At 59.9% G+C, this 24,860-nt stretch carries 20 protein-coding genes and 5 pseudogenes; 12 read left to right on the forward strand and 13 right to left on the reverse strand.

The genetic code is table 11. From position 1 onward, the window contains the following. Positions 1–377: 377 nt before the first annotated feature. A pseudogene (locus BSQ44_RS26040) lies at positions 378–634 on the forward strand (transposase); the annotation flags it as partial. A gap of 242 nt (positions 635–876) precedes the next feature. On the opposite strand, the gene BSQ44_RS26045 reads toward BSQ44_RS26040, so the two are convergent. Continuing rightward, positions 877–1,926 (reverse strand): IS110 family RNA-guided transposase, encoded by a 1,050-nt coding sequence (locus BSQ44_RS26045; protein WP_072608397.1) that lies wholly within the window; start codon positions 1,924–1,926, stop codon positions 877–879. A gap of 72 nt (positions 1,927–1,998) precedes the next feature. Here BSQ44_RS26045 and BSQ44_RS26450 point away from each other — a divergent pair. Beyond that, positions 1,999–2,180: pseudogene (locus tag BSQ44_RS26450) on the forward strand (IS3 family transposase); the annotation flags it as partial. 582 nt (positions 2,181–2,762) lie between these two features. Here the strand turns inward: BSQ44_RS26450 and BSQ44_RS27985 are convergent. After that, positions 2,763–2,936 carry a DUF2934 domain-containing protein gene (locus BSQ44_RS27985; RefSeq protein ID WP_083535056.1) on the reverse strand — a complete coding sequence of 58 codons (174 nt, stop codon included), beginning with the start codon at positions 2,934–2,936 and terminating at the stop codon, positions 2,763–2,765. An 86-nt stretch (positions 2,937–3,022) separates the two neighbouring features. On the opposite strand from BSQ44_RS27985, the gene BSQ44_RS27120 reads away from it, so the two are divergent. The 6 genes from BSQ44_RS27120 (at position 3,023) to BSQ44_RS26075 (ending at position 7,989) form a co-directional block, all read left to right on the forward strand. After that, the gene (locus tag BSQ44_RS27120) at positions 3,023–3,241 is read left to right on the forward strand and encodes a hypothetical protein (protein WP_157894706.1); all 219 of its coding nucleotides are present in this window, start codon (positions 3,023–3,025) and stop codon (positions 3,239–3,241) included. A 552-nt stretch (positions 3,242–3,793) separates the two neighbouring features. Further along, positions 3,794–4,030, forward strand: coding sequence for an NAD-dependent epimerase/dehydratase family protein (locus BSQ44_RS27865; RefSeq protein ID WP_335623310.1), 237 nt, complete (start codon positions 3,794–3,796; stop codon positions 4,028–4,030). Further along, positions 3,972–4,217, forward strand: coding sequence for an NAD-dependent epimerase/dehydratase family protein (locus BSQ44_RS27870; protein WP_335623312.1), 246 nt, complete (start codon positions 3,972–3,974; stop codon positions 4,215–4,217). The genes BSQ44_RS27865 and BSQ44_RS27870 overlap by 59 nt, the downstream gene beginning before the upstream one ends. 1,310 nt (positions 4,218–5,527) lie before the next feature. Further along, positions 5,528–6,214 (forward strand): cation efflux transmembrane domain-containing protein, encoded by a 687-nt coding sequence (locus BSQ44_RS26065; protein ID WP_083535057.1) that lies wholly within the window; start codon positions 5,528–5,530, stop codon positions 6,212–6,214. Continuing rightward, on the forward strand, positions 6,215–7,039 hold the full coding sequence (locus BSQ44_RS26070) for a DUF4158 domain-containing protein (protein WP_235633459.1): 825 nt from the start codon (positions 6,215–6,217) through the stop codon (positions 7,037–7,039). Positions 7,040–7,065: 26 nt separating this feature from the next. Continuing rightward, complete coding sequence (locus BSQ44_RS26075; RefSeq protein WP_072608399.1) at positions 7,066–7,989, forward strand: LysR substrate-binding domain-containing protein; 924 nt, start codon at positions 7,066–7,068, stop codon at positions 7,987–7,989. Positions 7,990–8,195: 206 nt separating this feature from the next. Here the strand turns inward: BSQ44_RS26075 and BSQ44_RS26080 are convergent. The 5 genes and pseudogenes from BSQ44_RS26080 to BSQ44_RS26100 form a co-directional block, all read right to left on the reverse strand. Then, a pseudogene (locus BSQ44_RS26080) lies at positions 8,196–9,411 on the reverse strand (FAD-dependent oxidoreductase). Positions 9,412–9,585: 174 nt separating this feature from the next. After that, positions 9,586–11,409 (reverse strand): M23 family metallopeptidase, encoded by a 1,824-nt coding sequence (locus tag BSQ44_RS26085; protein WP_335623315.1) that lies wholly within the window; start codon positions 11,407–11,409, stop codon positions 9,586–9,588. A gap of 681 nt (positions 11,410–12,090) precedes the next feature. Next, a complete protein-coding gene (locus BSQ44_RS26090) occupies positions 12,091–12,555 on the reverse strand; it encodes a Ros/MucR family transcriptional regulator (protein ID WP_072608401.1) in 465 nt (154 codons plus the stop codon). A 270-nt stretch (positions 12,556–12,825) separates the two neighbouring features. Further along, positions 12,826–12,993, reverse strand: a complete 168-nt coding sequence (locus tag BSQ44_RS27125; protein ID WP_157894707.1) for a hypothetical protein — start codon at positions 12,991–12,993, stop codon at positions 12,826–12,828. 571 nt (positions 12,994–13,564) lie between these two features. Then, positions 13,565–15,558: pseudogene (locus BSQ44_RS26100) on the reverse strand (heme lyase CcmF/NrfE family subunit). A 272-nt stretch (positions 15,559–15,830) separates the two neighbouring features. Between BSQ44_RS26100 and BSQ44_RS26105 the strand changes: the two are divergent. From BSQ44_RS26105 to tnpC, 4 genes and pseudogenes are all read left to right on the forward strand, one after another. Further along, positions 15,831–16,128, forward strand: a pseudogene (locus BSQ44_RS26105) (MerR family transcriptional regulator); the annotation flags it as partial. A gap of 45 nt (positions 16,129–16,173) precedes the next feature. Beyond that, complete coding sequence (gene tnpA, locus BSQ44_RS26110) at positions 16,174–16,638, forward strand: IS66-like element accessory protein TnpA (protein ID WP_235633460.1); 465 nt, start codon at positions 16,174–16,176, stop codon at positions 16,636–16,638. 26 nt (positions 16,639–16,664) lie between these two features. After that, positions 16,665–16,991 (forward strand): IS66 family insertion sequence element accessory protein TnpB, encoded by a 327-nt coding sequence (tnpB, locus tag BSQ44_RS26115; protein WP_072608433.1) that lies wholly within the window; start codon positions 16,665–16,667, stop codon positions 16,989–16,991. Between the two features lie 108 nt (positions 16,992–17,099). Next, positions 17,100–18,578, forward strand: coding sequence for an IS66 family transposase (gene tnpC, locus BSQ44_RS26120; RefSeq protein ID WP_378215984.1), 1,479 nt, complete (start codon positions 17,100–17,102; stop codon positions 18,576–18,578). Positions 18,579–19,084: 506 nt separating this feature from the next. On the opposite strand, the gene BSQ44_RS26130 is transcribed toward tnpC, so the two are convergent. The 6 genes from BSQ44_RS26130 to BSQ44_RS26155 all read right to left on the reverse strand — a co-directional run bounded on the left by BSQ44_RS26130 (position 19,085) and on the right by BSQ44_RS26155 (position 24,682). Further along, on the reverse strand, positions 19,085–21,598 hold the full coding sequence (locus BSQ44_RS26130; protein WP_072608405.1) for a heavy metal translocating P-type ATPase: 2,514 nt from the start codon (positions 21,596–21,598) through the stop codon (positions 19,085–19,087). A gap of 28 nt (positions 21,599–21,626) precedes the next feature. Beyond that, positions 21,627–22,277: a DsbA family protein gene (locus tag BSQ44_RS26135; RefSeq protein ID WP_072608406.1), complete on the reverse strand. Its 651-nt coding sequence runs from the start codon at positions 22,275–22,277 to the stop codon at positions 21,627–21,629. Then, positions 22,274–22,753 carry a disulfide bond formation protein B gene (locus BSQ44_RS26140; RefSeq protein WP_072608407.1) on the reverse strand — a complete coding sequence of 160 codons (480 nt, stop codon included), beginning with the start codon at positions 22,751–22,753 and terminating at the stop codon, positions 22,274–22,276. Before BSQ44_RS26140 ends, BSQ44_RS26135 begins: the two co-directional genes overlap by 4 nt. Then, entirely contained in the window at positions 22,750–23,478 is a 729-nt protein-coding gene (locus BSQ44_RS26145) for a cytochrome c biogenesis CcdA family protein (RefSeq protein ID WP_072608408.1), read from the reverse strand. Before BSQ44_RS26145 ends, BSQ44_RS26140 begins: the two co-directional genes overlap by 4 nt. A gap of 8 nt (positions 23,479–23,486) precedes the next feature. After that, entirely contained in the window at positions 23,487–23,798 is a 312-nt protein-coding gene (locus tag BSQ44_RS27710) for a TlpA disulfide reductase family protein (protein ID WP_235633461.1), read from the reverse strand. 428 nt (positions 23,799–24,226) lie between these two features. Next, complete coding sequence (locus tag BSQ44_RS26155) at positions 24,227–24,682, reverse strand: Fur family transcriptional regulator (protein WP_072608434.1); 456 nt, start codon at positions 24,680–24,682, stop codon at positions 24,227–24,229. Positions 24,683–24,860: the final 178 nt, after the last annotated feature.

Consider the following 24,860-nt stretch of genomic DNA (forward strand, 5'->3'; position numbering starts at 1 on the left):
ATTGAACCAACGTCGCACGCTCGGAACTGTTCCGGCCACGGTCTTGAATGTGCAAGGGCGCAGGCCCAGGGCAGGAGTTGTCGAGCTTGTTCTGCGGCGGCCGGCGACGATGCGGGTGATGACCTCGGCGAGGGAGGCGTACGGTTCGACACTCTTGGTTTGCGGTTTTTACACGCGATGCGATCGTCGCCCCAGCGCCCGCCACCGCCGTCGGAACCGCGGAGCGCATTTTTTTGATTGAGGGCAATTGGCCTGATCGAAAGTTCGAACACGTCCGAGCCGATCTCGACGCGACCTGCTCTGACCCCTGAAAACTGGATCGTTCGAAACTGGAGTTTTCCGCGCTAACATCCCTTGGCTGGGAGGAGCGGAAGGCGATGAAGGCATCGAAGTTTTCTGACGCGCAGAAGGCGTTCATTTTGAAGCAGGGAGCCGATGGGATCCCGGTGGCGGAAATCTGTCGTCGTGCGGGGATCAGCCAGGCGACCTACTTCAACTGGAAGAGGAAGTACGATGGGCTGCTCCGACCGAGATGAAGCGGCTGAAGCAGCTTGAGGACGAGAACGGAAAGCTCAGGAAGCTGGTCGCCGATTCCTCCCTGGACAAGGAAATGCTGCAGGACGTCATCCGCCGAAATGTATGGTCCGCTCCGTCCTTGCAAGGCTTTTGGATCTCGTAACGAGCACAGTCTGCTTAAATGTATCCGGCCTCACGCGAGTGGGCTGCTGTTGCAGCCAGGCCAAGATGAGATACGCGCGCGCTGTTCCTGGATAACTTGATCGTGCTTGAGCACGCTTTCGGCAGGAAGGCTTACAGTGCGCCGATCAACTGTCTCGTCATCGTCTCCTCGAACCTCGCAGTCTGTCGACCATGAACCTACGCTGTCACGGGTTCACGACGTTCGTAGATCGCTCCCGGCCGATTGAGGATCACCCATGCGACGCGTGCGACTTTGGCCGCAAGCGCGACAGTGACCTTGTTTACGTGCATCCTCTTTTGAAGTCTGTCGATCCAGGCACCAAGGCGGTCTCGGCTTCGATCGAGGTGCATGACGCATGATCGGGCACCGTGGATCAGCAGGCGCCGAAGATAGTGATTGCCACGTCGACTGATGCCCAAAAGGGTGGACTTCCCACCGGTCGAGTGCTGGCGCGGAACGAGCCCCAACCATGCAGCCATATCGCGGGCCGATCGGAATTGCCGACCATCTCCAGCTGACGCCAGGATCGCGGTAGCCGCAAGTGGTCCGATGCCCGGCACCGTCATCAATCGGCGGGATCGTTCGTCCTGGGCGGCATTGGCTTCGATCTCACGGGTCACCGCGGCTATACGCTCTTCGAGGCGACGCAAATCGTCGAACAGATCAGCCAGAAGCCGTCGCATCATCGGCGTCAGATCGTTCTCCTCGTTGACCAGTACGCGCGGCATGTCAGCCTTAAACTTGCCGATGCCCTGGTGGATCGCAACGCCAAACTCGATGCACATCGCCCGCATCTGACAGACCAGCCGAGTTCGGCTGGCGACCATTCGATCACGGATTCGGTGAAGTGCCTGCAGCTCGGCCTGAGCGGCAGTCTTGATCTCGACAAAGCGCATCGTCGGCCGTGTTACCGCCTCCGCGATTGCTGCGGCGTCGATAATGTCGTTCTTGTTCGACTTTACATAAGGCTTCACGAACTGCGCAGGGATAATGCGAACCCGGTGTCCGAATGCCTGCAGATGGCGCGCCAGCCACTGCGATCCCGGACAGGCCTCCATGCCGATCAGTGCTGGCGCTGCAACTCTGAAGAACTGCAAGATAGTATCTCTCCGGAGTTTCCAGTTGCCGATGATTGCACCGTCGGCATCCGCGCCTGCGATGTGGAAGATGTTCTTGCCGAGATCGATACCGTAGACCGCGGCGTTCGTAGGTTTGCGATGTGCCATGATCACTCCTCCTGTCTGCATCGCCATCGTCGCATCGGTGGACGGAGCGGACCATCTCATTAACTGTGAGGCAAACGCGAGCTGGTGGCGCAGACCTGTGGTGAGTGGAACGTGTCGATCCGGCGAGCCTGCCGGATCTTGGAGTTCGACACGTCGACCTACCACTACAAGTCCGGCCGCCGCATCAGGCCGGCATCGAGGCTCGGATCAGGGACATCTGCGCAACGCGTGTCCGCTACGGCTACCGGCAGATACTACAACGAGGTCCGCGCGTACGGGGCGATCGGGCACAAGGTCCCGATCTCGTTGCTCGATCCCGATGGCGTCACCACCCCGCCATCGTGAAAAAGCCGGGAAACTATACCTTCCGGCGGTCCAAGGAATGGGGTCGGAGCACAAACGGCCGAGGCTCTAACCGCCACTGGATGAAAGTTCAGTGGCAGGTCAGACCGTCGTCGAGGAAGCGACCGAGTCAAGCCCAGCGCGAGAGCGGGTTTGCTTTGATGAGTTGCTCGTCTGGCTGACCAGGGCAAGCTTCTCGCGCAGTAATGACTGGAGGAAATCGATGACGAGTCTCTTTTCTCTTGACGCCCGGTTCACCGCTCTTCGGGCAAGCGTCCTCGTATCTCTCCTTGATCCTTTAGAGCCCGGCGGTGTGCCGGAGCGCCTCCGTTGCGGTCGGCGCGGGTCGGGCCGCGCCAGTTCGTGGAAGCCGCGACACGCGCGCTACACGCAGAAAGCCAAGCTCACGGCGCTACGTCGGACCAGCGCTAGGTATCGGGCGTAGCCGTCGTCCTACAGTACCCCGACGAAGACTTGAAGGCGCCGGACTCAGGCTAATGCCCATGCATAAGATACGAAGCGGCCATGATGTCCGCTCGGCGAGCTGACTCCTCCACCTCCAACTCTTTCTTGGCTTCTTCCCAGTGATCCTTTTCACGTTCGGGGGCACCTCCTTGGCGCTGCGCAATCTTGCGAGCACGCTCCCTGATTTGTTCGACGGTAACCATGTGAGATGCCTTTCATGGATCGTTCAAACGGATGAAAATCTAACTTAAATCAACTCTCAATTGCAATCACCGATACTGACCAACTGTTGGAAGGCAGCAAAACGGCCGCTTGCCGGCGCCGCCACACCATGGAGGCGGTCACACTTGCACCGCTCGGACCCAACCTGTTCGCCGTCACCAAGCTCGGCGTCTGCGGTGTCGTCGCGGATTACGAGAGCGACATGCTCGCCTTCGGAGAAAAGGGCTGTTCACCGACACCTTGTCCGGCAGGCGGAGGGCGTTCGGACGACTCGGGCGCGGTCTGAGAGTGCGGGCGGCACTTGTCATGATCGCGAAGGGCGTCGCCATGATGAGGGATATCTCTCCACCTTTGCCTTCTGGCTGCTGGACACCTTTCCTGTGCTAGAAGGCGCAGGTTCGGACCCAGGGAAAGAGGTGACGAAAATGGCCTTAAATGCCGATCAGTTGGAACAAGACATTCTCCGCGTGTTCATGTGTGCCTGTCGAAAAACAGGCTTGAGATCGCCGAGCATTTGCTGCGCGCACTCGAAGTTTTGGACAGAGAAACGTGCGTTCAAGAGCATACTCAATGCCATTGCACCTTGATGGAAGCCTAGGCGAATTAGTTCATCGGACTGATGCGGCTCACACCCCGCCGGCCGGTCGGACCCAGGATCGTTAGCAAAGGAGATCAGCCACGATGGATGGTATGGGCGGCATGTGGATGGTGGGCGGGATGGCACTCTGGATTTTGGCGGTTGTCGTCCTCGTGCTCGGAATTGCGGCGCTCATCAAATTCCTGCGCAGCTGAGGCGCCCGAATGTGGTACGGAGGATGAGAATGAACGACCGCAGGAAGTGGTTGTCGTCACCGGAAGCAGCGGCTTCATTGGATCCGCCGTCATCGAAAAGCTTGCCAGGCGTTTCACCCTTGTCGGCTTCGATCGCGAAAGCTCGCCGCGCCCACCGGGCTGCCGCCGAATGCCTTTGCATCGACTTCACTTCCGACGAGAGCGTCGAACAGGCGTTTCAGCGTGTGCGGACAGCCGATGGCAACCGCGTCGCTTCGGTCATTCACCTCGCCGCCTATTTTGACCTGACCGGCGAGCCCAATCCGAAATATGAGCAGGTGACTGTCCGCAGTATGGAGAGGCTGCTGCGAAAGCTCAAGGAGTTCGAGGTAGAGCAGTTCGTCTTCGCGAGCACCGTGCTTGTTCATGCGCCCGGCGGTCATGGCCAGCGCATTTATGAGGACTGGCCGCTCGACCCGAAGCTTCCATAAAGTGAACCAAAGATCCGTACCCAAGCTCTAACCCGCGAGCTGCGGGGCGAAATCCCTGTCGTGATGGTGCGCCCCGCCGGCGTTTACGACGACATGTGCCACTCGGCCTTTTTGTCCCGCCAGATCGCGCGCATTTAAGAGCGCAACTCATCAGCCACGCCTATCCGGGCGATCTCGGTGCTGGACAGCCATCTCTGCATCTCGGCGACCTCACCGAGGCTCTGCTGCGCATCGTGGAACGACGCAAGAAGCTCCCGCCGGAATAGCCAAGTGGCGCTCCCATGATGTACCTGGCCATAGCGCATCCTTTGATTCGAGCGATAAGCATGCCCCATCAAAGTCCGGGATCAAACATCTAGGCGCAACGACCCATATGTTCGAGGTGCTGATGTGCGTCATGGGTGGACGCGCCCGTTGGCGAACGATGCCCTGGATAGTGCTTTCTGTTCTCCCTATGCCCTCGATGAACTCGTCGGTATGGGTCAGTTCCTGGTCGCGAATACGCGCCGCGGGCGGCCTTCTGGCGCTCCTTTTTCGTGGGTGACGCGCTGCCCGGGAGAGGCAAAGACGAAAAGCGGTCTGGCTTCGATCTTCCGCCGCGCAGATTGGTTTCATACGCGGCTCGCGGCGTCACCGTACCCGGGACCCTCATCCTCAGCGTGGTTCTCGGTATCTGGTTCATGTTGCGCCGGCTCGTCTTCGGTTCGGAACCTCCGATGGCCGACAACGATCATCTCCTCGGGCGTTGATCGTAACAACCGCGGAAATTGCGATGGGCGAGGTTGCGCGCCCGCTTCGCTTCACCAACGTCGCCTTGGTCTCTGTCTGGTCGCCGCGCCATGGCTTTTCGCCGGGGCGACCGGAATCGCGGCCACGAACAGCGTTCGTGTCGGCCTTCTCTTGGTAGGTATTAGTATGCCGCGCGGAACTCGTAGCACCGAGCATTACGGTGGTAGGGACCGCTATGTGGTCTAACAGGCTATCAGGGGGCGGCCAGGTGGGATGCTGATCGGGAAAGTCCCAATGACAGTGGATTAGTACCATGCCTTAATGGCTGGCGCACCCGATGGTAGTACAGCACAGTAGGTCTGGAAGTCTCACACTGGCGATACTCAGATCCGACGGAACTTCATGCAGGTTCCCCCATTGCCACGAGTGAGGGCTTCATGACCTCGCCGAGGTGGGGCCTGGCACTCATTGCGTCGCGGATGCGAGTGCCAGAACTCATTCCCGGCGCGTCGAGGCTAGATACACTAAGTATGAGATAGCACCCGTGCACTTATCACACACTCCAACGAAGGCCTACAGGGATGATTGAAAGCTTAGGCGACAATCCCGTGGATCGGCAGCGTCTAACGCTTTGGATCGTGCTGCTGCTCAATGTAGCCATTGCCGTCGGATTCTTTGCCAGCGGAGCGCTGGGTGATTCAAGCGCGCTAATCGCCAACGGGCTCGACAACACCTCAGACAGTCTGGTCTATGGTCTAAGCCTTTTCGCCATGACCCGCGCTGATAAGTGGAAGCGCTCCGCCGCGAATGTCTCCGGCGGCATGCTGCTGCTTTTTGCTATCGGCATCCTGATCGACGCGGTGCGCCGATATTTTTCTGGATCGGAACCTCTAGGACCGCTGATGATCTCGATGGCGTTGGTGGCAGCTGTAGTGAATTTGGCCTGCGTCTGGCTTCTTGCACGGATCAAAAATCCAGATGTGAACGTTAGAGCTGCAAATACCTTTAGTATCAACGATTTCGCATCAAATGGCGGCATCCTGATCGCTGGCGGCTTGGTTTGGTGGCTGGGAAGCAACTGGCCCGATCTTGTGGTCGGTCTCGGAGTCGCGGGTATCGCGATCTGGGGTGGGATCGGGATCCTTCGGGATGCGCATAAGGAACATCACAAAGCGGTTCATGATGATGCCAATAGGGGTCGGAACAAGAACCGTTCCCGCAGACACGCTAAGATCGAACGAAGCGCGAACACGCGCATAGATCTGTAGATGAAGCCACCGGGCTGGTTGAAAGCTTCCGGCCGATGGCCAACCACTTCCCCTTGGGATTTAGAGTGCCGAGGGAGAAGGCGAGTGGGTAGAAGACGGCTTGTCAGTTCAAAGGAAGCGGCGATACTGCTGGGCATAGCGACGGACGAGGATAGTCTGATCCGTCACTTTACTCTGGACCCGGCAGATAGATTGGAATGCGAACTCCGCCGGCGACCGCAGAACAAGCTGGGCTTCGCCGTTCAACTCTGCACGATGCGACAAACAGGGCGGCTCTTGTGGGACAACGAGCAGCCACCTGCGGCTGTGATCAACTATCTTGCGGATCAGCTGGGTATCGACGCGCGCCTCTACGCCTTCTATGCGCATCGAGTACAGACGCGTTTCGATCACAGCCGATCGTTGATGGCTTACCTCGGTCTCCGGACTGCATCTAGAGACGATCGCCGCGCCGCACTTGTGGCTGCAATCAATGCGGCGGCCAACGGCGATCACGGGTTGCCGATCGCGACAGCAGTCATTGCCGAGTTCCGGAAACGAAACGCACTCCTGCCTTCGCTGCATTCCATCGAGAAGATCGGCCTCGGCGGTCGCGCGATAGCTCGCCGACGGGCGGAGAAAGTCGTAGAAGTGCTCGTAGCGGCGCTCGAAGGCATCGGACGAAGGAAAGACGATGGTCGAAGCCCGCGTCACCGGAACGGCAAGGCTGGCGAAGCCCTCATCGCTCGCTGGCTCAGCACGCAGCAATCTGGTTTCTGTTTTCAAAGCCAATCTCCTGCCCAGAGGTGTAGCCCAGTGCACCTATGTGCGATAATGCTGCCGTAAGGTGTACATTATGCGTTGGTGTTATCATGCATCTTGGAGAGCTTGAGGCCTTCGATGCCGTCATGCGGATGGGCAGCACAAATCGGGCTGCCGACTTCCTGGGCATCAGCCAGCCGGCGGTCAGCCGGGCAATCGGCCGCCTCGCGAGATCCTCAAGGCTGACGTTGTTCCGACAGGTTGGCGGACGTCTTGTGCCGACGCCTGAGGCGTTGAGCCTGCACGAGGAGGTGCAGCGCGCCTTTGTTGGCCTCGATCAAATACGCGCCCGCGCCGCGATGATCCGTGAATTCGGCGCCGGCGGGCTTCGGCTGGCCTGCTATCCCGCGCTCGGTCTGTCCTTCGCACCCAAGGCGATCCAGCGATATCGAGCCAAGGACCGGTCAGGCCATGTGACCCTCCTGATCGCAGGTTCAAACGCGGTGCGCGACATGGTCGCCTCCGGTCAGGCGGATGTCGGGCTGGCTGCCGACGAAATCGACGTGTCGCGGGTCTCCACGCAGCCCTTCATGTCCGCACCCGCCGTGTGCGTCATGCCGGCAGGCCATCGCTTGACCAGCCACGAAACTGTTTCGCCCAGTGACCTCGCCGGAGAACCGTTCATTGCCCTTTCACCGGATGACACCGTTCGCAGGCGGATCGAACGCATTTTCGAAGAAGCCGACGAACAGGTTCGCACTGTGGTCGAGACGCAATATTCTGAGGTGGTCTGCAATCTGGCCCTCGAAGGCGTTGGTATTGGAATCGCCAACTCCGTAACGTTCAGGGCCAGCAAATTCGAACAGCGTGGCCTGGTCGCTCGCCCTTTCCATCCCAAGATTGCATTCAAGGCCCTAGTCCTTACAGCAAAGGAGCGATTGAAGTCCGCCCAAACACAAGCCCTTGTTGCGGCGCTTCATGACACACGAAATCAATCCAGTATCGTGACCGCACCTGCCATGACTGGGAGCTAGTCCAGGACATGTCGTCAGCGCGTGAGCCATGACAACAACACCGCGTGGAAAGCGCAAAGGGTTCGGCAGCAGGCTCGAAGGTCGTGTATGAGATTCCAGCGCAACCGCTTGCCTTCGCGGCTCCCGGCGCCTCGCTGATCTATATGCAGGTCATGCCGCGGTCGGGGCGTTCGGACGAGCCCGCAAAGCAAGCTGCCTGATAGTCCTTAAGCGCAGCCCGTCGCTCGTTCGCGGATGGTCTCGGGCCGAAAGCCCATACCGATCAGAAGGCCTGTAAGATGCGGCAGGAGCCGCGAGCGGGCGATGAATCGCATGAAGGCCGGCGGGCCGGAAGATGGTTTCCCGCCCTCCGGCTTGCGCCGTCGCCGCATCATGAGCTGGAGCTTCTGGGTCGCTTTTGTCGGAAAGCTCCTGCGCTTCTGGACGGCGTGAAGATGCGCGTCCGTCAACGTGCCCTCACGGAGCGGGCTGACAAGGATGTTGGCGGCCGCGATCGCGTCCTGGATGGCGAGGTTCACGCCGACGCCCGCCTATAGGGGACATGGCATGGGCCGCATCACCAATGCAAAGCACGCCGGGCTTCCACCATTGCCGAAGCCTGTCCATCCGAACCTTCAGCAGATGCACCTGTCCCCAACCGGCCAGCTCGTCGAAGCGCTCGGCAGGGAGAGGAGCGACGGCTGCGAGCTTGGCTCGCAAGGCAGCGATGCCGTCCTGCTTGACCTGCCTGTAGCCTCCCTTGGCGATCACGTAGCCGAGCTGCCAGAAATCGCCGCGGTCGATCATCACCAGGCCCTGGTTGGGGCCGGCATGGCTCATCGGTTGCGCCGCATCGCCGTCGCGGCGCGACAGCTTCATCCAGAGCACATCGACCGACGATCCCAGGTCCTCGACCTCAAGCTCTGCCATGCGGCGCACAATGGAATCCCGGCCATCCGCGCCTACGATAAGCGGCGATTCCATGTCGTGCTCCGTGCCATCGGCTGTCCGGACCGTGAGGCCGCGAACGGCGCCATCCCGTTCGACCAACCCGGTGGCCATCGAGCCCATTTCCAGCCGGAATCCGGGAAATGTGCGTGCCTTGTCGGCGATGAAGTCTAGAAAATCCCATTGCGGCATGAAGGCGATGTATTTGCAGCGCGTTGGCAGGCGCGAGAAGTCGGCGATCGTGGTGATTTTGCCGCCGATCTCGGCGTGAAGTGCAGGGGCCTTCTGGTGCGGCAACGCCAGGAACTCGTCGAGACAGCCGAGTTGGTCCATGACATCCAGCGTCGAGGGGTGAATGGTATCGCCGCGGAAGTCGCGCAAAAAGTCGTCGTGCTTCTCGATCACGGTGACAGTGATGCCGTCACGGGCCAGCAAGAGCCCGAGCATCAGGCCGGCGGGACCAGCTCCAACGACAATGCAATCCTGTTTCGACATGGCGCATCCTTTGGCTTTCCCGGCAGAGCACTGCCGCAATCGCCAGCCGGGTGGTCCGGATCTCGGAGGACGTGCCTGGACGATTTGGTATGTATTGCTAAGAATTGAGCCGGAGCACGATGACGATCAATGGGGCATAGTGGCTCATCTTTGGGGCGTGGATCTGCGACAGTGCTAGATATTTTGAGCGGGTATCCGCAGATCGCCGGCAGAACGAAGGAGCAGATCATCTATGCGTCGTCGCTCCGTTAAAAAGGCCTGCAACTCGTCTCCCGTCAACGTCCTTTCCGCCGGAAGGCGAATTCGCATCGGATCGACCTTCGTACCATTGATGATCAACTCGTAGTGGAGGTGGTTCCCGGTCGAAAGACCTGTGGAACCAACGTAGCCAATGATCTGGCCCTGGCGAATGGGCGCCCCTGGGACCACACCATCAGCAATCTTGCTCTGGTGGTTAAAGGTTGTCTGATAGCCGTTCGCGTGGCGAATAACCGTTTGTTGACCGTAGCCGCCATTCCAACCGGCTTGTTCCACAATTCCGTCTCCCGAGGCGAGTATTGGTGTGCCTCTCGGGGCTGCCCAATCCACGCCGGTGTGAGCGCGCGCATAACCGAGGATCGGATGTCGTCGATTTCCGAAGCCGGAGGTGAATTGTCCGGTAGGGATCGGATTGCGAAGCAGGAACTGCCGCACGCTGCGGCCCGCTTCGTCGAAATAGTCTGTGGTCCCATCCTCCATCTGAAATCGATAAAATGTACGAGCCGTTCCTCCGAAGTTGGTTTTGATGTATAGGAGCTCGGAATCCCCTGTTGCTTTATCGTTCTCGTCGGGCTGTGAGAAAAACACCTCGATCTGATCTGTTGGATCAGCGGGCGACTCGAAATCAACTTTTGTAGCAAGCAGTTGCACCAGCTGACGCGTCATCGGTTGTGTCAGCCCATGCGAGGATGTGGCACGGTAGATGCCGTCATACACCGTTGGCAAATCGCCGCTCGCCTGTGCGACGGGCTGATGGGAGGTTTCGAAGGCGGCGAACACAGCCGGATTTGCCTCGGGCTCGCTACCGCGCACATAGCGCCGCGCGTCATCAAGCGCGACCGTGAGGACATGTTGACGCTGGTTATAGATGCTGGCGCGGACAATTTGCCTGATGCTTTCGCGCGTTTCGATACCCAGACGAAGTACATAGCCCGATTGCAGCGTCGGAGACCCCAGGAGGATAGCGACCGCCTCGGCCATGCCGTCGGCGCCAGCCCCCACGTAACCAGCCTCCGCCAGCACGCCGGCAATCTCGCTTTCGGAACGAATGGGAACGATGTCCTCGCCATAGTCAGTGAACTGATCGGGTTCTTTCCGGGCCCTCGCGATCGACACGTTCTCTTCCACAATACGAATGCCGAAGGCTTGATCTGACACACTCGCGCGGATCCCCCCACCAAAGCGCTCCGGATCCACATAGTGCAGTGCCGCCACCTCCACGCCACCGTCGACAAGAATGTTCCCCACGTTACGCGCCACGACCTCGACCTCTTCGGAGGAAAGGGCGTTCATCTCCTCAAAGACCGCGGTTTCGACCGGAAAGTCGACAGTGCGCAAGGTGACCGCACTGTCCACTTTGGCGCCGTAGATGCTGCCGGTGATCACAGTGCTTTGCGCAGGGACAGCCTCGGTGAGAACAGCCAACGGATCGAAAGGAGGGTAGGTCCCATTGCCGGCGTGGCTCGCACCGAGCGACATTCTGACCTGAACGAATGGGAGCGTGCGCACCACGTCACGATCGCCGGTCCTCGTTACTGTGGATACGTCGAGTCGCCGTCCGGCCGACAACCTTGTTAGCACGCGCGTGGAGGCAAGCCGATCGGTCTTGTCGTTCGGGTGCGCGTCATGTGCCACTGAAGAGGCACTGAGGACCCGGGCCGGCTTAGCCACTTGTTCGCGACCGTCGAGAGCGGCAAGAAGTGCCGCTCCCATCAACACACTGGAGGTGATGCCGGTCAAGAATGTCCCGCATAACCAGCGCGTCGACAATTCACGTCGGTCGGGAGGCTTTGACCTGCCGTCAGCCACCAGAGGTGCTTCATTACCTATAGCAACAAGAGTGTCTTCAAAGGACGGCATTGCCGGCTATCAGTCCCCCTCTTTGCCCCCTATCGCTCGTTGACGAGGCGCAACGAAGGTAGTCTGCAATCGTCTCGCGATCAAAACTGCGCATGGCCTTACGGCAAGTACACTCCCGTCTTCCCTATGTGCGCATGTGATGGATCGAGGTGGCAATGTATCTTGACTCGCCTATTGAGAGAATCTGGCTCGAATATGACGCCACAAATTTAGAGAATTCGATGCTCAACCAGATAGTTAGTGCGAACTAGATTTATCGCGTAAGTCGACGGCATAACTGCACGTTCGGGTGAGCGTGCACAGCGCGTGGTGATCGCGTTCGTGCATGAAGATTGCAGGGACCAGGCATGTGTGGCGCTGCCCGAACGAAAAGACCTGCCGGAATGGGAACCGGCAGGTCAGATTCGAAATGCAGCGCACGAAAGTGTGCCTTACATCCGATGCCAACGTCTTGGGAGGAGACGAGCCATTTGCGTCATTGATCTATCGCGTCGTCCGCCAAGCAGGCAATGCGACATTTCCGCATGAAGGATGGGAAAGCCACGCCATATGATGCCGAGCTCAGGCCTTCTTTTTCCTCCCGCTGCGTTTTGATGGCGCAGCTTTTTCAGCTTCCTGTCGCTTGCGACCGAGGCCCATGGTCTTGGCCAGCGCCGAACGAGCGGCCGCATAGTTCGGGGCAACCATTGGATAGTCAGCCGGCAGCCCCCACTTCGTCCGGTACTCCTCCGGCGTAAGACCGTAGTGCGTGGCAAGATGTCGCTTCAGCGATTTGAACTTCTTCCCGTCCTCCAGGCTGACGATATAGTCAGGCATTACCGACTTCTTGATCGGAACTGCCGGCTTTTGAGTCTCGGGCTTTACATCTTCCGTACCATACATTCTGCTCGCGAGTGCCGCATGAACTTGGCCGATAAGCGACGGAAGTTCGCCTGTTGGGACAGGATTGTTGGAAACGTAAGCAGAAACCACATCTGCGGTGAGTCCAATGAGATTGTCGGATTTGGTTTCAACTTCATCAGCCACAAGGATGCTCCTGAGAAGAGATTTCTGCCAGCGACAAACGCTTCTTAGGCATGACGGTCGCTGAATGCAACGAAAGTGCGGCAGAGAGCAATCCCTGTCTTTCTCAGTCGCCCTCGGATGGATTCGTAGCCTGCGCGCCAGTCCCGGTAGTCTCTGGATTGCTGTGGCGGAGGGAACCAGATCAACGTGTCGACCTGCCGCCGACGGTAATGCACGCGCTGCAGACACTGTCGGCCCGATAACAGCGCATCGCCGCTCAGCCACCTAAGCTCAGATATTCACCAGCATTGCCGTGACGTACATGAAGCCGATCCCGACAGCCAGACCGGCCATCGCGGTCGGCGCTAACAGCGAACCCGCTCCTTTGGCCTCCTGTCGCATTTGCATCGATATCACCTCGACGATCACCTGTAGAATCGCGCCAGCGCCAATGGCCATTTGGTTGTGTAGGCTGCCGGCAGGGGTAGGGCGGCCAACCGACCATTGGGCTCTGCGCGGTTCATTCCGACACTTGCTTGCAAACCAACCTGATCGGCGTGCTAATCGATAGGCCATAGGGAAACATTCTCGGGAGCGAATTGCAGGATGAACTGGCTCAAGTCTTCGGCGTTCGTCGTACCCGGATCCCTGGGCTTTGGCATTCTTGCATTTGCAGCCGGCACCATACTCCAGGTGTCGGTTTCCACGCTCCTGGCTGTGCCATTCCGAGCGGAGTTTTGGGCCTTACCCAACATGGTGATAGCGGGGATCGCCACTGCCGTAGCATTGCGGTTTCTCCGCAAGCGGCAATCGTCCGCCGGATCGGGTGTGCGGGAGCATGATGGTATCAACAGCCGCGCTGCGAAGCGCCGAGCTCAGCGAGCGGCAAGGTCAAAGGCGCAGATTGACCAAGGGTAGGGTATTCTTCGGTTGCGGGTGGAGCCTTGCTCCCATGATCCAGGACTTGTCGGCTGTTGATCAGCCCAAAAGCACACTCTAGTCTGAGGCGCCATAGCTTCGAGCGTTGCGTCTATGACGCTGTCACCTTCACCTCGATCATGCCCTTCACCTTGCGCGCCGCCGGCGCACCGACGCGGAGCCTGCGATCAAATAGCGATATGGTCCCGCCCAGCATCATCACCGCACCGCCAAGCCAGATAAGCAAAATAAGAGGCTTCCACCACACGCGTACCACAAGGCCGCCGTCGGACGTTGCATCGCCAATCGACACGTAGAGCTGGCTGAAACCCCGCGTCGCAATTCCCGCCTCCGTGGTCGGCATCTGGCGCGCGGTGTAGAGCCGCTTGGACGAGATAATTTCACCGAGGACACGACCAGCCTCGTCGACATAAGCGAATTGACCTCGCTCCTCGGAGAAGTTCGGTCCCTGATAGGGCGCAATGCCCTTGTAGCTGAGGGTATAGCCCGCGATTGGCAATGTTTCGCCGGGGCGCATGACGACAATCCGTTCGATTTCCAGCGATGTGACGGCGACGATGCCCATCACCGTAACGCCCAATCCGAAGTGTGCTAAGGCCGTTCCGTAAACCGAACGCGGAAGGCCTTTGAAGCGGCTCCAGACGACAGGCAGAGCTAGCGTGCCTACGCCAGATTTCAAGGCAATGTCGGTGAGAGCTCCAAACATCAACCAAAGCGCAAGGCCCGCGCCAAAGGCCGCCAATGCACTGGCGCCGTCAATTACGAAGAAGCCCACGAGTGCCGCCAACAAAGCTCCCCAAAGGCCACGAACAAACGCTGGGAGACAGCATAGAGGTCGCCGCGCTTCCATGCGAGCAGAGGCCCCAACGGAACCACGAGCAGCAGCGGGACCACGAGAGGGACAAAGGTTAGATTGAAGAAAGGGGCACCAACGGAAATCTTGTCGCCTGTTACCACCTCGATCACCAGCGGATAGAGCGTGCCGATTAGTACAGTTGCGGCTGCTGTCGTCAGAAACAGGTTGTTAAAAACCAGCGCCCCCTCGCGCGAAATTGGATGAAACAGCCCGCCTGGCGACAATCCAGGCGCGCGCACCGCAAACAGTGTGAGAGCACCGCCAATAAACAGTATGAGGATCATCAAGATGAACACCCCGCGAGCGGGATCGCTGGCGAAAGCGTGTACCGACGTCAACACACCAGATCGGACCAGGAAGGTGCCGAGCAGCGAAAGCGAGAATGTCAGGATCGAGAGTAGCAGCGTCCAGATTTTCAGCGCCGAACGCTTTTCCATCACAATCGCGGAATGAAGCAAGGCTGTGCCCGCCAACCACGGCAGAAAGGAAGCATTCTCGACAGGGTCCCAGAACCACCAACCTCCCCAACCCAGTTCGTAGTACGCCCAATAAGAGCCCATCGAGATACCGCCGGTAAGGAAGATCCATGCTGTAAGCGTCCATGGCCGCACCCAGCGCGCCCAGGCAGCGTCGATCTTTCCCTCGATGAGAGCGGCAACGGCGAAACTGAAGCAGACCGAGAAGCCGACATAGCCCAAATAGAGTAGCGGCGGGTGTATTGCGAGGCCAACATCCTGAAGTATCGGATTGAGATCCCGCCCCTCCATCGGAGCGGGATTCATCCGGATAAACGGGTTCGAGGTCATCAGGATGAAGAGCAGGAACGCAGCCGCCACCAGCCCTTGCACCGAAAGAACATTCGACCGAAGCGTTGTCGGCAGATTGCCGCTAAACCAAGCGACTAGTGCACCGAAGAATGTAAGGATCAGAACCCACAAAAGCATCGAGCCCTCATGGTTTCCCCAAACCCCGGTGACCTTGAAAAGCATTGGCTTTGCGGAATGGGAGTTCTCCCAAACATTCGCAACCGAGAAATCAGACTGAACGTAGGCAGCGGTGAGTGCGAAAAAGGACAGCAGCGTGAACAAGAAGCACATCATCGCGGCAGGACCCGCGATTGCGGTCAGCTTCAAGTCTCCGAAGCGGGTACCGGCTAGGGGTACGGCGAACTGTACCAGCGCCAGGGAAAACGCGAGGACCAGTGCAAAATGCCCGAGTTCGACGGTCATCGTGGCACTCTCATGGACCGTTTGGTAGCCGCTTGTTTCATTTGAGACTCCAACCAAAGTCCCTGCGATGCAGGCAATCTGGGTACAATTCGGATGTCGTAGCGCCTCAAGTTGGATGAGGTTCAAGCCCCAAGCTCAAGCTTTTTCCAGTCACCAGCTGTGGACACCGTGATTGGTGTCTGACAATCGCGGCCGTGCAATGTTCCTGCTGGCCACTGGCAAACAACCGCGGTTGGGACTATCTAACCCCGTAGTGACTATAGAGACATCAGATTACGAACAAACACCTGACCATCGGCTCACTTTCGCGGCTGACCAACAGCAAGGTTGAGACCATCCGCTTTTACGAGAAGAGCGGATTGCTTCGGGAACCCGAACGAACCGAGGGAAACTACCGGTCCTACGCGCCGGCGGATCTGAATCGTCTCAGCTTCATTCGGCGTGCCCGCGACCTAGGGTTTTTCGCTCGATCAGATCCGTGTGCTTCTCGACCTTGCCGACGACCGATCGAGATCGTGCGAGGCGGTCGATGAGATCGCCAAGAAGCATGTCGCCGAGGTCGAACGTAAGCGGGGCTCCAACCGCACCTTCTTTGCACGGCTCTGAGGAGGCACGGTGGCGATCCTTTTGGAGGATCGTTTTGTGTCTGGACTTGACCATAGACTTGAGCCGGAGGGCGAGATCCGGCGTTTTGAGGTCATCAACGGCGCGATGGGCCGCCGGCGTTGGTCGGCCGATGACCGAGCGCGCATCCTGGAAGAGACACTTGCGCCGGGAGCGGTGGTGTCGGCGGTCGCGCGCCGGCATGACCTGACCCCGCAGCAACTGTTCACCTGGCGGCGCGAGGCCCGCAAGCGTGCGGAGGCAGACGCTAAAGCGCTGGCCTTCGTGCCGGCGCTGGTCGCGCCAGAGCCCGCGACCCAGAAGGAGCTGAAGCCGCCGCGAGCGAAGCGTCGTGCGCCGCGACGACGAACAGCGTCGATCGAGGTCGAGGCCTCGGGCGTCACGGTGCGGATTGGTGACGGCGCATCGTCTGCCACGATCGCTGCGGTAATCCGCGCATTGAAGGTCACGTCGTGATCGGGCCGACCGGTGCGGTCAAGGTGATGGTCGCGACGAAGCCGGTGGACTTCCGCAAGGGGGCCGAAGGCTTGGCCGCGCTGGTGCGCGAGACGATGGGCGCCGATCCGTTCTGTGGCGCGATCTACGTCTTCAGGGCCAAGCGCGCCGACCGGGTCAAACTCGTCTACTTCGACGGCACCGGCGTGTGCCTGCTGGCGAAGCGTCTGGAAGACGGGAAGTTCTGCTGGCCCGCGATCACAGATGGTGTGGTCAGGTTGACGGCGGCGCAGTTGCAGGCGCTGCTGGAAGGGCTGGACTGGCGGCGCGTACATGATGCCCGAGAGACGCGCGCGCCGGTCGCGGCAAGTTGATTACAAGGGCGGCGAAGACGCTGGCAAAGCATTGGAATGCATGATTGAATCGGCTTTGTGAGCAATCCAGCCGATCCTTTGAGCAACGATCCAATCGCGCTTCAGGCGATGCTTGCCGCGGAGCGCGCCGAGAACGAGCGGCTGCGCCAGATCATCAAGGAGCTGCAGCGTCACCGCTTCGGCCGCAGGGCAGAGAGCCTGCCCATCGACCAGTTGCTGCTGGGCTTGGAAGAGGTCGAGCAGGTCGAGGCCGAAGGCCTCGCCGCGGAGGAAGCCGGTGATCCTGCCAAGCGGGAGGATCGGACCAGGAAGCGCCGCGCCAACCGCGGTTCATTACCCGCCCACCTGCCGCGCATCGAGCAGGTCATCGACATCCCTGACAAGATCTGCCCGTGCTGCAAGGGAATGCTGCACGTCATGGGCGAGGATCGTTCCGAGCGCCTCGACATCGTGCCGGCCCAGTTCCGCGTCATCGTCACGCGCCGCCCGAAATACGCCTGCCGGAGCTGCGAAGAGGTCGTGGTGCAGGCGCCGGCTCCCTCGCGCCTCGTCGAGGGTGGCATCCCGACCGAAGCAACCGTCGCCCATGTACTGGTGTCGAAGTATGCCGACCATCTTCCGCTCTACCGCCAGTCCCAGATCTATGCCCGCCAAGGCGTGAACCTGGATCGGTCCACGCTCGCCGACTGGGTCGGAAAGGCGGCCTTCCTGCTTCGCCCGATCCATGAGCGCCTGTTCGAGCGGTTGAAGGCGTCCGGCAAGCTCTTCGCCGATGAAACCACGGCGCCGGTGCTCGACCCCGGCCGCGGCCGCACCAAGACGGGCCAGCTGTTCGCCTATGCAAGGGACGATCGATCCTGGGGCGGGATCGATCCGCCCGGCGTCGCCTATCTCTATGCGCCCGACCGCAAGGCCGAGCAGCCACTGCGGCATCTTCAGGGCTTCGTCGGAATCCTGCAGGTCGACGGCTACCCCGGATACCGGGCGTTGGCCGAGCGCAACGCCGTGAGCCTGGCCTTCTGTTGGGCGCATGTCCGTCGCCGCTTCTACGAACTGGCCCAGTCCGGACCCGCGCCGATCGCCACGGAGGCGCTCGCCCGCACCGCCGAACTCTACAAGATCGAGAGCGAGATCCGGGGACGCTCGCCCGAAGAGCGGCGCATCGCCCGTCAGGAGAGAAGCCGACCTATCATCGATGCCTTCGAGCCGTGGCTACGCGGGAATTTTGCGCTGGTCAGCCAGAAGAGCAAGCTCGCCGAAGCGATCCGCTACGCGCTCTCGCGCTGGGCTGGGCTCAGCCGCTTCCTCGACGACGGCCGCGTCGAGATCGACTCCAACGTGGTAGAGCGCTCGATCAGGCCAATCGCCCTCAATCGAAAGAACGCGCTCTTCGCCGGTTCCGACGGCGGTGGAGAACATTGGGCGACGATCGCCTCACTCACAGAAACCGCGAAGCTCAACGGCGTTGATCCGTTCGCATACCTCGCCGACGTCATCACCCGCATCGTCGCCGGTCACCCGCAGAACCAGATCGACGACCTGCTGCCATGGGCCTATGCCCCAGCGCCACTCAAGGCCGTGGCCTGAGAACAGCGGTTACGGTCGAACGAAAGATTGCCGACGTCAAGGCCTTACAGGATGAGCTCGATCGACTGATCTCTCAGTGTCGATGCGGGACAGTTGCAGAATGTCGGATCATTGAAACATTGTCTCCGTTGGTGCCCCAAGAGAGCAAGAGGGCGACGCGATAGAGATATCTCAAAGGCCTTGTCGCACAAGGCGTTCGGTCATTGCTCCACCTGACATCGGATCGCGTGGCTTCAGGAACATTCGGATCGCCTCGCAACGTAATTCGACCTGACCAGAGCCCTACGATCAGAATCGCGAGAATTGTCAGCCGAAAACCTAAGCTGATCCATGCGCGCCTGGACACGCCTATGCACTCGATTTTCTACGATAATCGAGCGTATCATCTCCATGCATTATTCGCGAGAGCAGCAGCACAAGCTGACCTCACGATATGTGGTCTCGCGTAGATTATTGTAAAGCGTGTTGGCGGGAGATTCCAACTGTGACGCAAGGATCAAAGACGCTCAAACCGTGCTGGAGCTCCCCTTTGGGCTCGGGTCGCGATAGGCCAACAGCCGGAGCGCGTTGAAGACGACAAGCAGCGTCGAGCCTTCGTGCATGGCGACCGCCGGGCCAATTCCCAGTCCAAACATCGTCGAGGGGATCAGGATGGCGACGACCCCGAGACTGACGAACACGTTCTGGAGGATGATCGAGCGTGTCTGGCGACTCAGTCCGACGGCGAAGGGCAGGTGGGCGAGATCGTCGGCCATCAGGGCGACGTCGGCGGTCTCCAGCGCGACGTCGGAGCCGGCCGCGCCCATGGCGATACCGACAGTAGCGCTCGCCATGGCCGGGGCATCGTTGACGCCGTCGCCGACCATCGCGACCTTGCCTTCCGCCCGCAGCTTCTTGACGGACTCGACCTTGTCCTCGGGCATCAGGTCGCCCCAGGCTTCGTCCAGTCCGACGTCTTTCGCAATCGCGTCGGCGACCTTCTGGTTGTCGCCTGACAGCATGATCATGCGCTTGATGCCGATGTCGTGCAGCGCCTTCAGTGATGCGCGAGCTGCTGCGCGCGGCGTATCCATCAAACCGATCGCACCGAGATCGCGGTCGCCCTGGCGGACGACCATCGTCGTGCGGCCGCCGTCCCTGAGCTTCGTGATCGCCTCGATCATGGCAGTGCCCAGAGCCGGGATGCCCTCGCTTCCGAACATCTCGGCCTTGCCGATCCATACCGTCTGGCCGTCGAGCGTCGCGGTGACGCCCTTGCCGGTTAGGCTCTTAAGATCCGAGGCCGCGGCGACGGCCTTGCCGCCCAGCTTCTCCTTGCCGTCGCGTGCGATCGCCTCGGCCAGTGGATGGTCGCTGAGGGTTTCCACCGCTACAGCGACCGCCAGCAGTTCCTTCTCGTCCACGCCTTCGGCGGTAACGATGTCGGTGATGCGCGGCTTGCCTTCGGTCAGCGTTCCGGTCTTGTCGAAGGCGATTGCTGTCAGCGAGCCGAGGTTTTCGAGAGGTCCGCCGCCTTTGACCAGAACGCCGCCCCGCGCGGCGCGGGCGACGCCCGATAGGACGGCACTCGGCGTGGCGATGGCGAGCGCACAGGGACTGGCTGCGACCAGGACGGCCATGGCACGGTAGAAGCTGTCCCGGAACGGCTCATCGATCACCACCCAGGCGAACAGAAGGATAACGGCGAGCGCCAGCACCGCAGGCACGAAGATCTTCTCGAAACGCTCGGTGAAGCGCTGCGTCGGCGACTTCTGCGCCTCCGCCTCGCTGACCATCTTGACCACCTTGGCGAGCGCGGTCTCGGTCGAGCGGCGCGTCACCTCGATCTCGATCGCGCCAGAGCCGTTGATCGTTCCGGCGAAAGCACGCGACGCGCCATCCACGGAATCCGGTCGTGCCCTCGCGGCGGCCGCATCGGCAACAGGACGCTTGTCAACGGGAATGCTCTCTCCCGTGACAGGCGCCTGGTTTATGCTGGAGTTGCCCTTGACCAGGAATCCATCGGCCGGCAGCCGTTCGTTCGGACGCACAATGACGATATCGCCGACCGCAAGCTCCTCGACCGGGATTTCCTTCGTTTCGCTGTCCCGCCTCACGGTTGCAACCGATGGTGCAAGCTCGGCGAGAGCCTCGATCGCACGCTTGGCGCGGCCCATAGCGTAGTGTTCGAGTGCATGGCCGAGGCTGAACAGGAACAGCAGCAGCGCGCCTTCCGCAAAGGCGCCAAGGGCCGCTGCGCCAGCCGCGGCGACCAACATCAACGTATCGATCTCGAACCGCTTGAGGCGCAGATTGTCGATCGCTTCCCGCAATGTGAAGAAACCGCCGAAGAAGTAGGCGGCGATATAGCAAGCGGTCGGCAGCCATTCCGGTGCGCCGGCAACGAGCTTCTCGACCGCGTAGCCGATGCCAAGCAATGCGCCGCTCGCGAGCGCGAATATCAGCTCTGTGTTCGGACCAAGGAATTCACCATGCGCGTGATCGTGCCCCTCGTTTTCCGAATGCTTCTCGCCAGCATCGTGATCGTGACCAGCATGATCGTCATGCGCAGTCTTTGCATCGTGCAGCACGTCCGATTTCCGCTTGACGCCAAGATCGCGTAGCGAGGCGGCGATTGCGTCTTCCGACACGGCCTGGCGATCAAACTCGATATGGACAATCCCGGCGGCATTTGCCTCGGCCTCGATCACCCCGGGCAACGACCTTAGCTTCTCTGCGACCGTGCGGGCCCGGCGTTCGTGGCCGACGCCGGAGACTTTCCACGTCAGATGTCCGAAGCGAGCGGTGATTTGCGCGCCAGCCGATTGCGCGATCTGCCGAATCCTGGTTAGCGGCAGGACTTTCGGGTCGAAATGCAGGCACAGCCGAGCAGGGTTCTCACCTTCTGCCGCCAGCACATGGACCTTTTCAACGCCCTGTCGCGCCTCGAGGTCGGAAGTCAAACGCGCGACGCAAGCATCTGCGATGTCGTCAACCTCGGGCAACAAGACCGGGATGTCCAGGCGTAGCTTGCTCGTCATCTCGAAACACTCCCGCTTACTGCGCTTCCTATCTCGTAGCTTCCACTTCGCTCTTGACGAGCGCTTCCAGTTGCTGCCGTCCGAACGACGCTAGCGGCTTTCCGTTGACGAAGAAGGTCGGCGTTCCCCGGATGCCGACGGCCTGGACATCCGCCACGTCCTGGGCGATCACCGCATTCACCTGTTCGGTGACGGCATCCTGCCGGGCTTTGGTGAGGTCGAGACCGACCTCCGCCGCAAGTTCCCATGCGCGGGTCGCCTGGGGATTGCCATCTGCGCCCCACTGGTCCTGGTTTTGCAGAAGCCACTCCATGACCCGCTGGAACTTGTCCTGCCTACGCGCAGCCTCGAGAATCCGTATCGCCTCCTCGGACGCTGGGTGGAAAGGAGTGTAGCGGATGATGACGCGAACCTCCTCCGGATAGGTGGCCATAATCTGCTTCACCGTCGGGTAGAAGGCGCGGCAAGCCTCGCAGGACGGGTCGAAGAATTCCACGATCGTCACCGGAGCCGTGGCCGGGCCGAGGATCGGCGAATGGGGGCGGACCAGCTGGCTGCTTTCGGCCGCAATCGGGACGGGGGCATTTTCACTGGATGACTGCGAGTAAAGATATGCCCCACCGGCAAAGATGGCGACGGCGCCTGCTCCAGTGGCGATTATGACGGCTCGTCTGTTCATGGCTTCCTGATCCGCGTCGTCAGAAAGAGAAGAAGGACGATCCCTGCAAAGGCTGCGAAGGACAGAAAGGGCAGAGGAATGCTGCCGAAGATTGTCATCGCTGCGTCAGTGCAGGAGGGTCCCTGCCCACAGGGCTCCAGCGCCTCGGTGATCACACCGCCAAAGAGAAGCGAATGATAGAGGGCGATACCGCCACCGATCACGGCGAGCGGCAGTCCATAGAGCCATGTCCCTCTGTCCACACGGAAGGCGCCGACGGCGAGCACGATGGCGAGGGGAAACATGAAGGCGCGCTGGTACCAGCACAACACGCAGGGGGTCTGCCCCATCACCTCTCCGATGAAGAGGGCGCCGAGCGAGGCGACAAGCGCTACGAACCAAGCCGCGAACAGCAGAGACCATAGCGAATTCCCGTCGCTCGAAGGGCGGGCAAGACCAGACGCTGTTTCCGTACGGTTACGGTCAGTCGCGTTCATCCAATCCTCCCGAACACAGGAAATTTCTCGAGAAGCCAGAATGCGAACACAGACATTCGGCCCGTGATCATTGCGATGCCCATCAGGATCATGACGACGCCCGCGCCGACGTGCAGGAATTTGCCGAGCCTGCGAACGTTTCTGAGTCTCGTGGTCAGCGCATCGGCGAACAGTGCGGTGAGCAGAAAGGGCACTCCGAGCCCAAGCGAATAGATGGAAAGGAGCGCCACACCGCTCAGCGCGCCGTCTACAGTCGCGCTGACCGTCAGGATAGCTCCTAGGATGGGCCCGATGCACGGCGTCCAGCCGAAGCCGAACGCAAGGCCGAGAACATAGGCGCCAAGAGGCTGTCCGCCTTCGATGGTGCCGTGATAGCGCAGATCACGCTCGAGCCAGGGCATCTTAACCATGCCGGTCGTGAAGATGCCGAAAAGAACGATAATGAGCCCGCCAGCGATATTGGCCTCATAGCGGTAGGATAGAAGCAGACCGCTGATCGCGGTTGCGCTTGCGCCAAGCAAGATGAAGACCGTCGAAAAGCCGAGTACGAAACATCCGCTGAGGAATGCCGTGTGGACCCTCCGGCGGGCGACCGCCTGATCGGTACTTCCTGCGATGTACGACACATAGCCAGGAACGAGTGGCAAAACGCAGGGCGACAGGAATGAGATCATTCCTGCCAGCAGCGCAGCCACAATTCCAATGTTGGCGATTTCCAATGCCATGCTGGTACTCAATCCCTGTCGGCCCGCGTAAGCAGCGCTTCGATCTCCTCGATTGTTTCAGATTCATCCCATTCCTTGGGACCGGCCCAGCGCGCGAGTTCACGTCCGTCTTTGCCAATCAGAAGGGTCGTCGGCAGCCCAACGATCTTGAGCGCTTGCATGGAGACGCCTGGCTTGTCCAGAAACATCTCTAGGCGCTTGATTCCGATTTCGTCGAAGAACGGTCGCACCTGTTCCGCGCCGCCCTTGTCGATCGACAGGGCAACGACCTCGAAATCGGTTCCTCCCTTGAGGGATTGAAGCCGGTCGAGAGACGGCATTTCCTTGCGGCATGGGGGCACCAAGTCGCCCATACGTTCAGCAAAACTGCACTACCTGCAAAAGACTCCAAAGTAAGGCTCTTCCCGTCAGCGGTCTCAAACTGAAAGGCGGATTGATTTGCAGAAGCGTCCACGGACCGTTGTGCTGATCCTAGCCATGGAGCTAACGGCTTCGCTACGAGGAGGCCCCCCACTGCAGCACCGGCCACCGCAGCCAAGCCGACTGCGATAGAAGCTCGACCAGTGAGAAAAAACCGCATACCTGTTCCTCATGACGCAGCACCGGCCGGATAATTCGGTGTGAACACCTCGGCCCCCGTTATCACCCTAAAAGCTGAAGTAGCTATAGGGTCAAGTCGAGCCGTGATGGACAGACATCAACGAAAGCCGTTGCCATCAAGCGGGTGAGGAGCCTTGATATCGAAGGCCTATTTCGCACGTTTGCCACGAGGCGCTTCGCGTTTCCCAGATTTTGCAGGCTTTACATAGATCTCAAGCCTATGACTGATGATTTCAAAACCATGCTCCTGCGCAACTTGTTGCTGGAGTTGCTCAATCTTATCGGATCGAAACTCGACCACCCGACCTGACTCTACATCGATGAAATGGTCATGGTGCTCTGCGTCAGCGCGCTCGAAGCGAGCGGGCCCGCTGCCGAAAATGTGCCTCTCAAGTATTCCTTTTTCCTCAAGTAGGCTGAGTGTTCGGTAAACCGTTGAAAGTGCGATCCGTGGATCGACTTTCGTCGCACGCCGATGAAGTTCCAAAGCGTCGGGATGGTCCCTCGCTTGCTGAAGAACCTCGACGATCGCGCGCCGCTGGCCTGTTAGCCGAAGACCGCATTCTTTGCAGATCTTGACGATATCAATCGGATCGATCTGCATCATAATCAGCCAATCTTGCCGGTTATCATTCTATACGCCAGCTCCCAATCCCTCGTTTCCCAGCCCGGTGATGTCGATCGTTTCAAAATAGCACAAGATCAGACTCGTCCGCCAACGCTTCGCTCTCGAAGAATGCGATTGAGAGCTTTAGCAGGCGTATCTGGATACAGTTTGTGCT

Origin of the sequence: Aquibium oceanicum, assembly GCF_001889605.1 — a bacterium.
GTDB classification, from domain to species: Bacteria; Pseudomonadota; Alphaproteobacteria; order Rhizobiales; family Rhizobiaceae; genus Aquibium; species Aquibium oceanicum.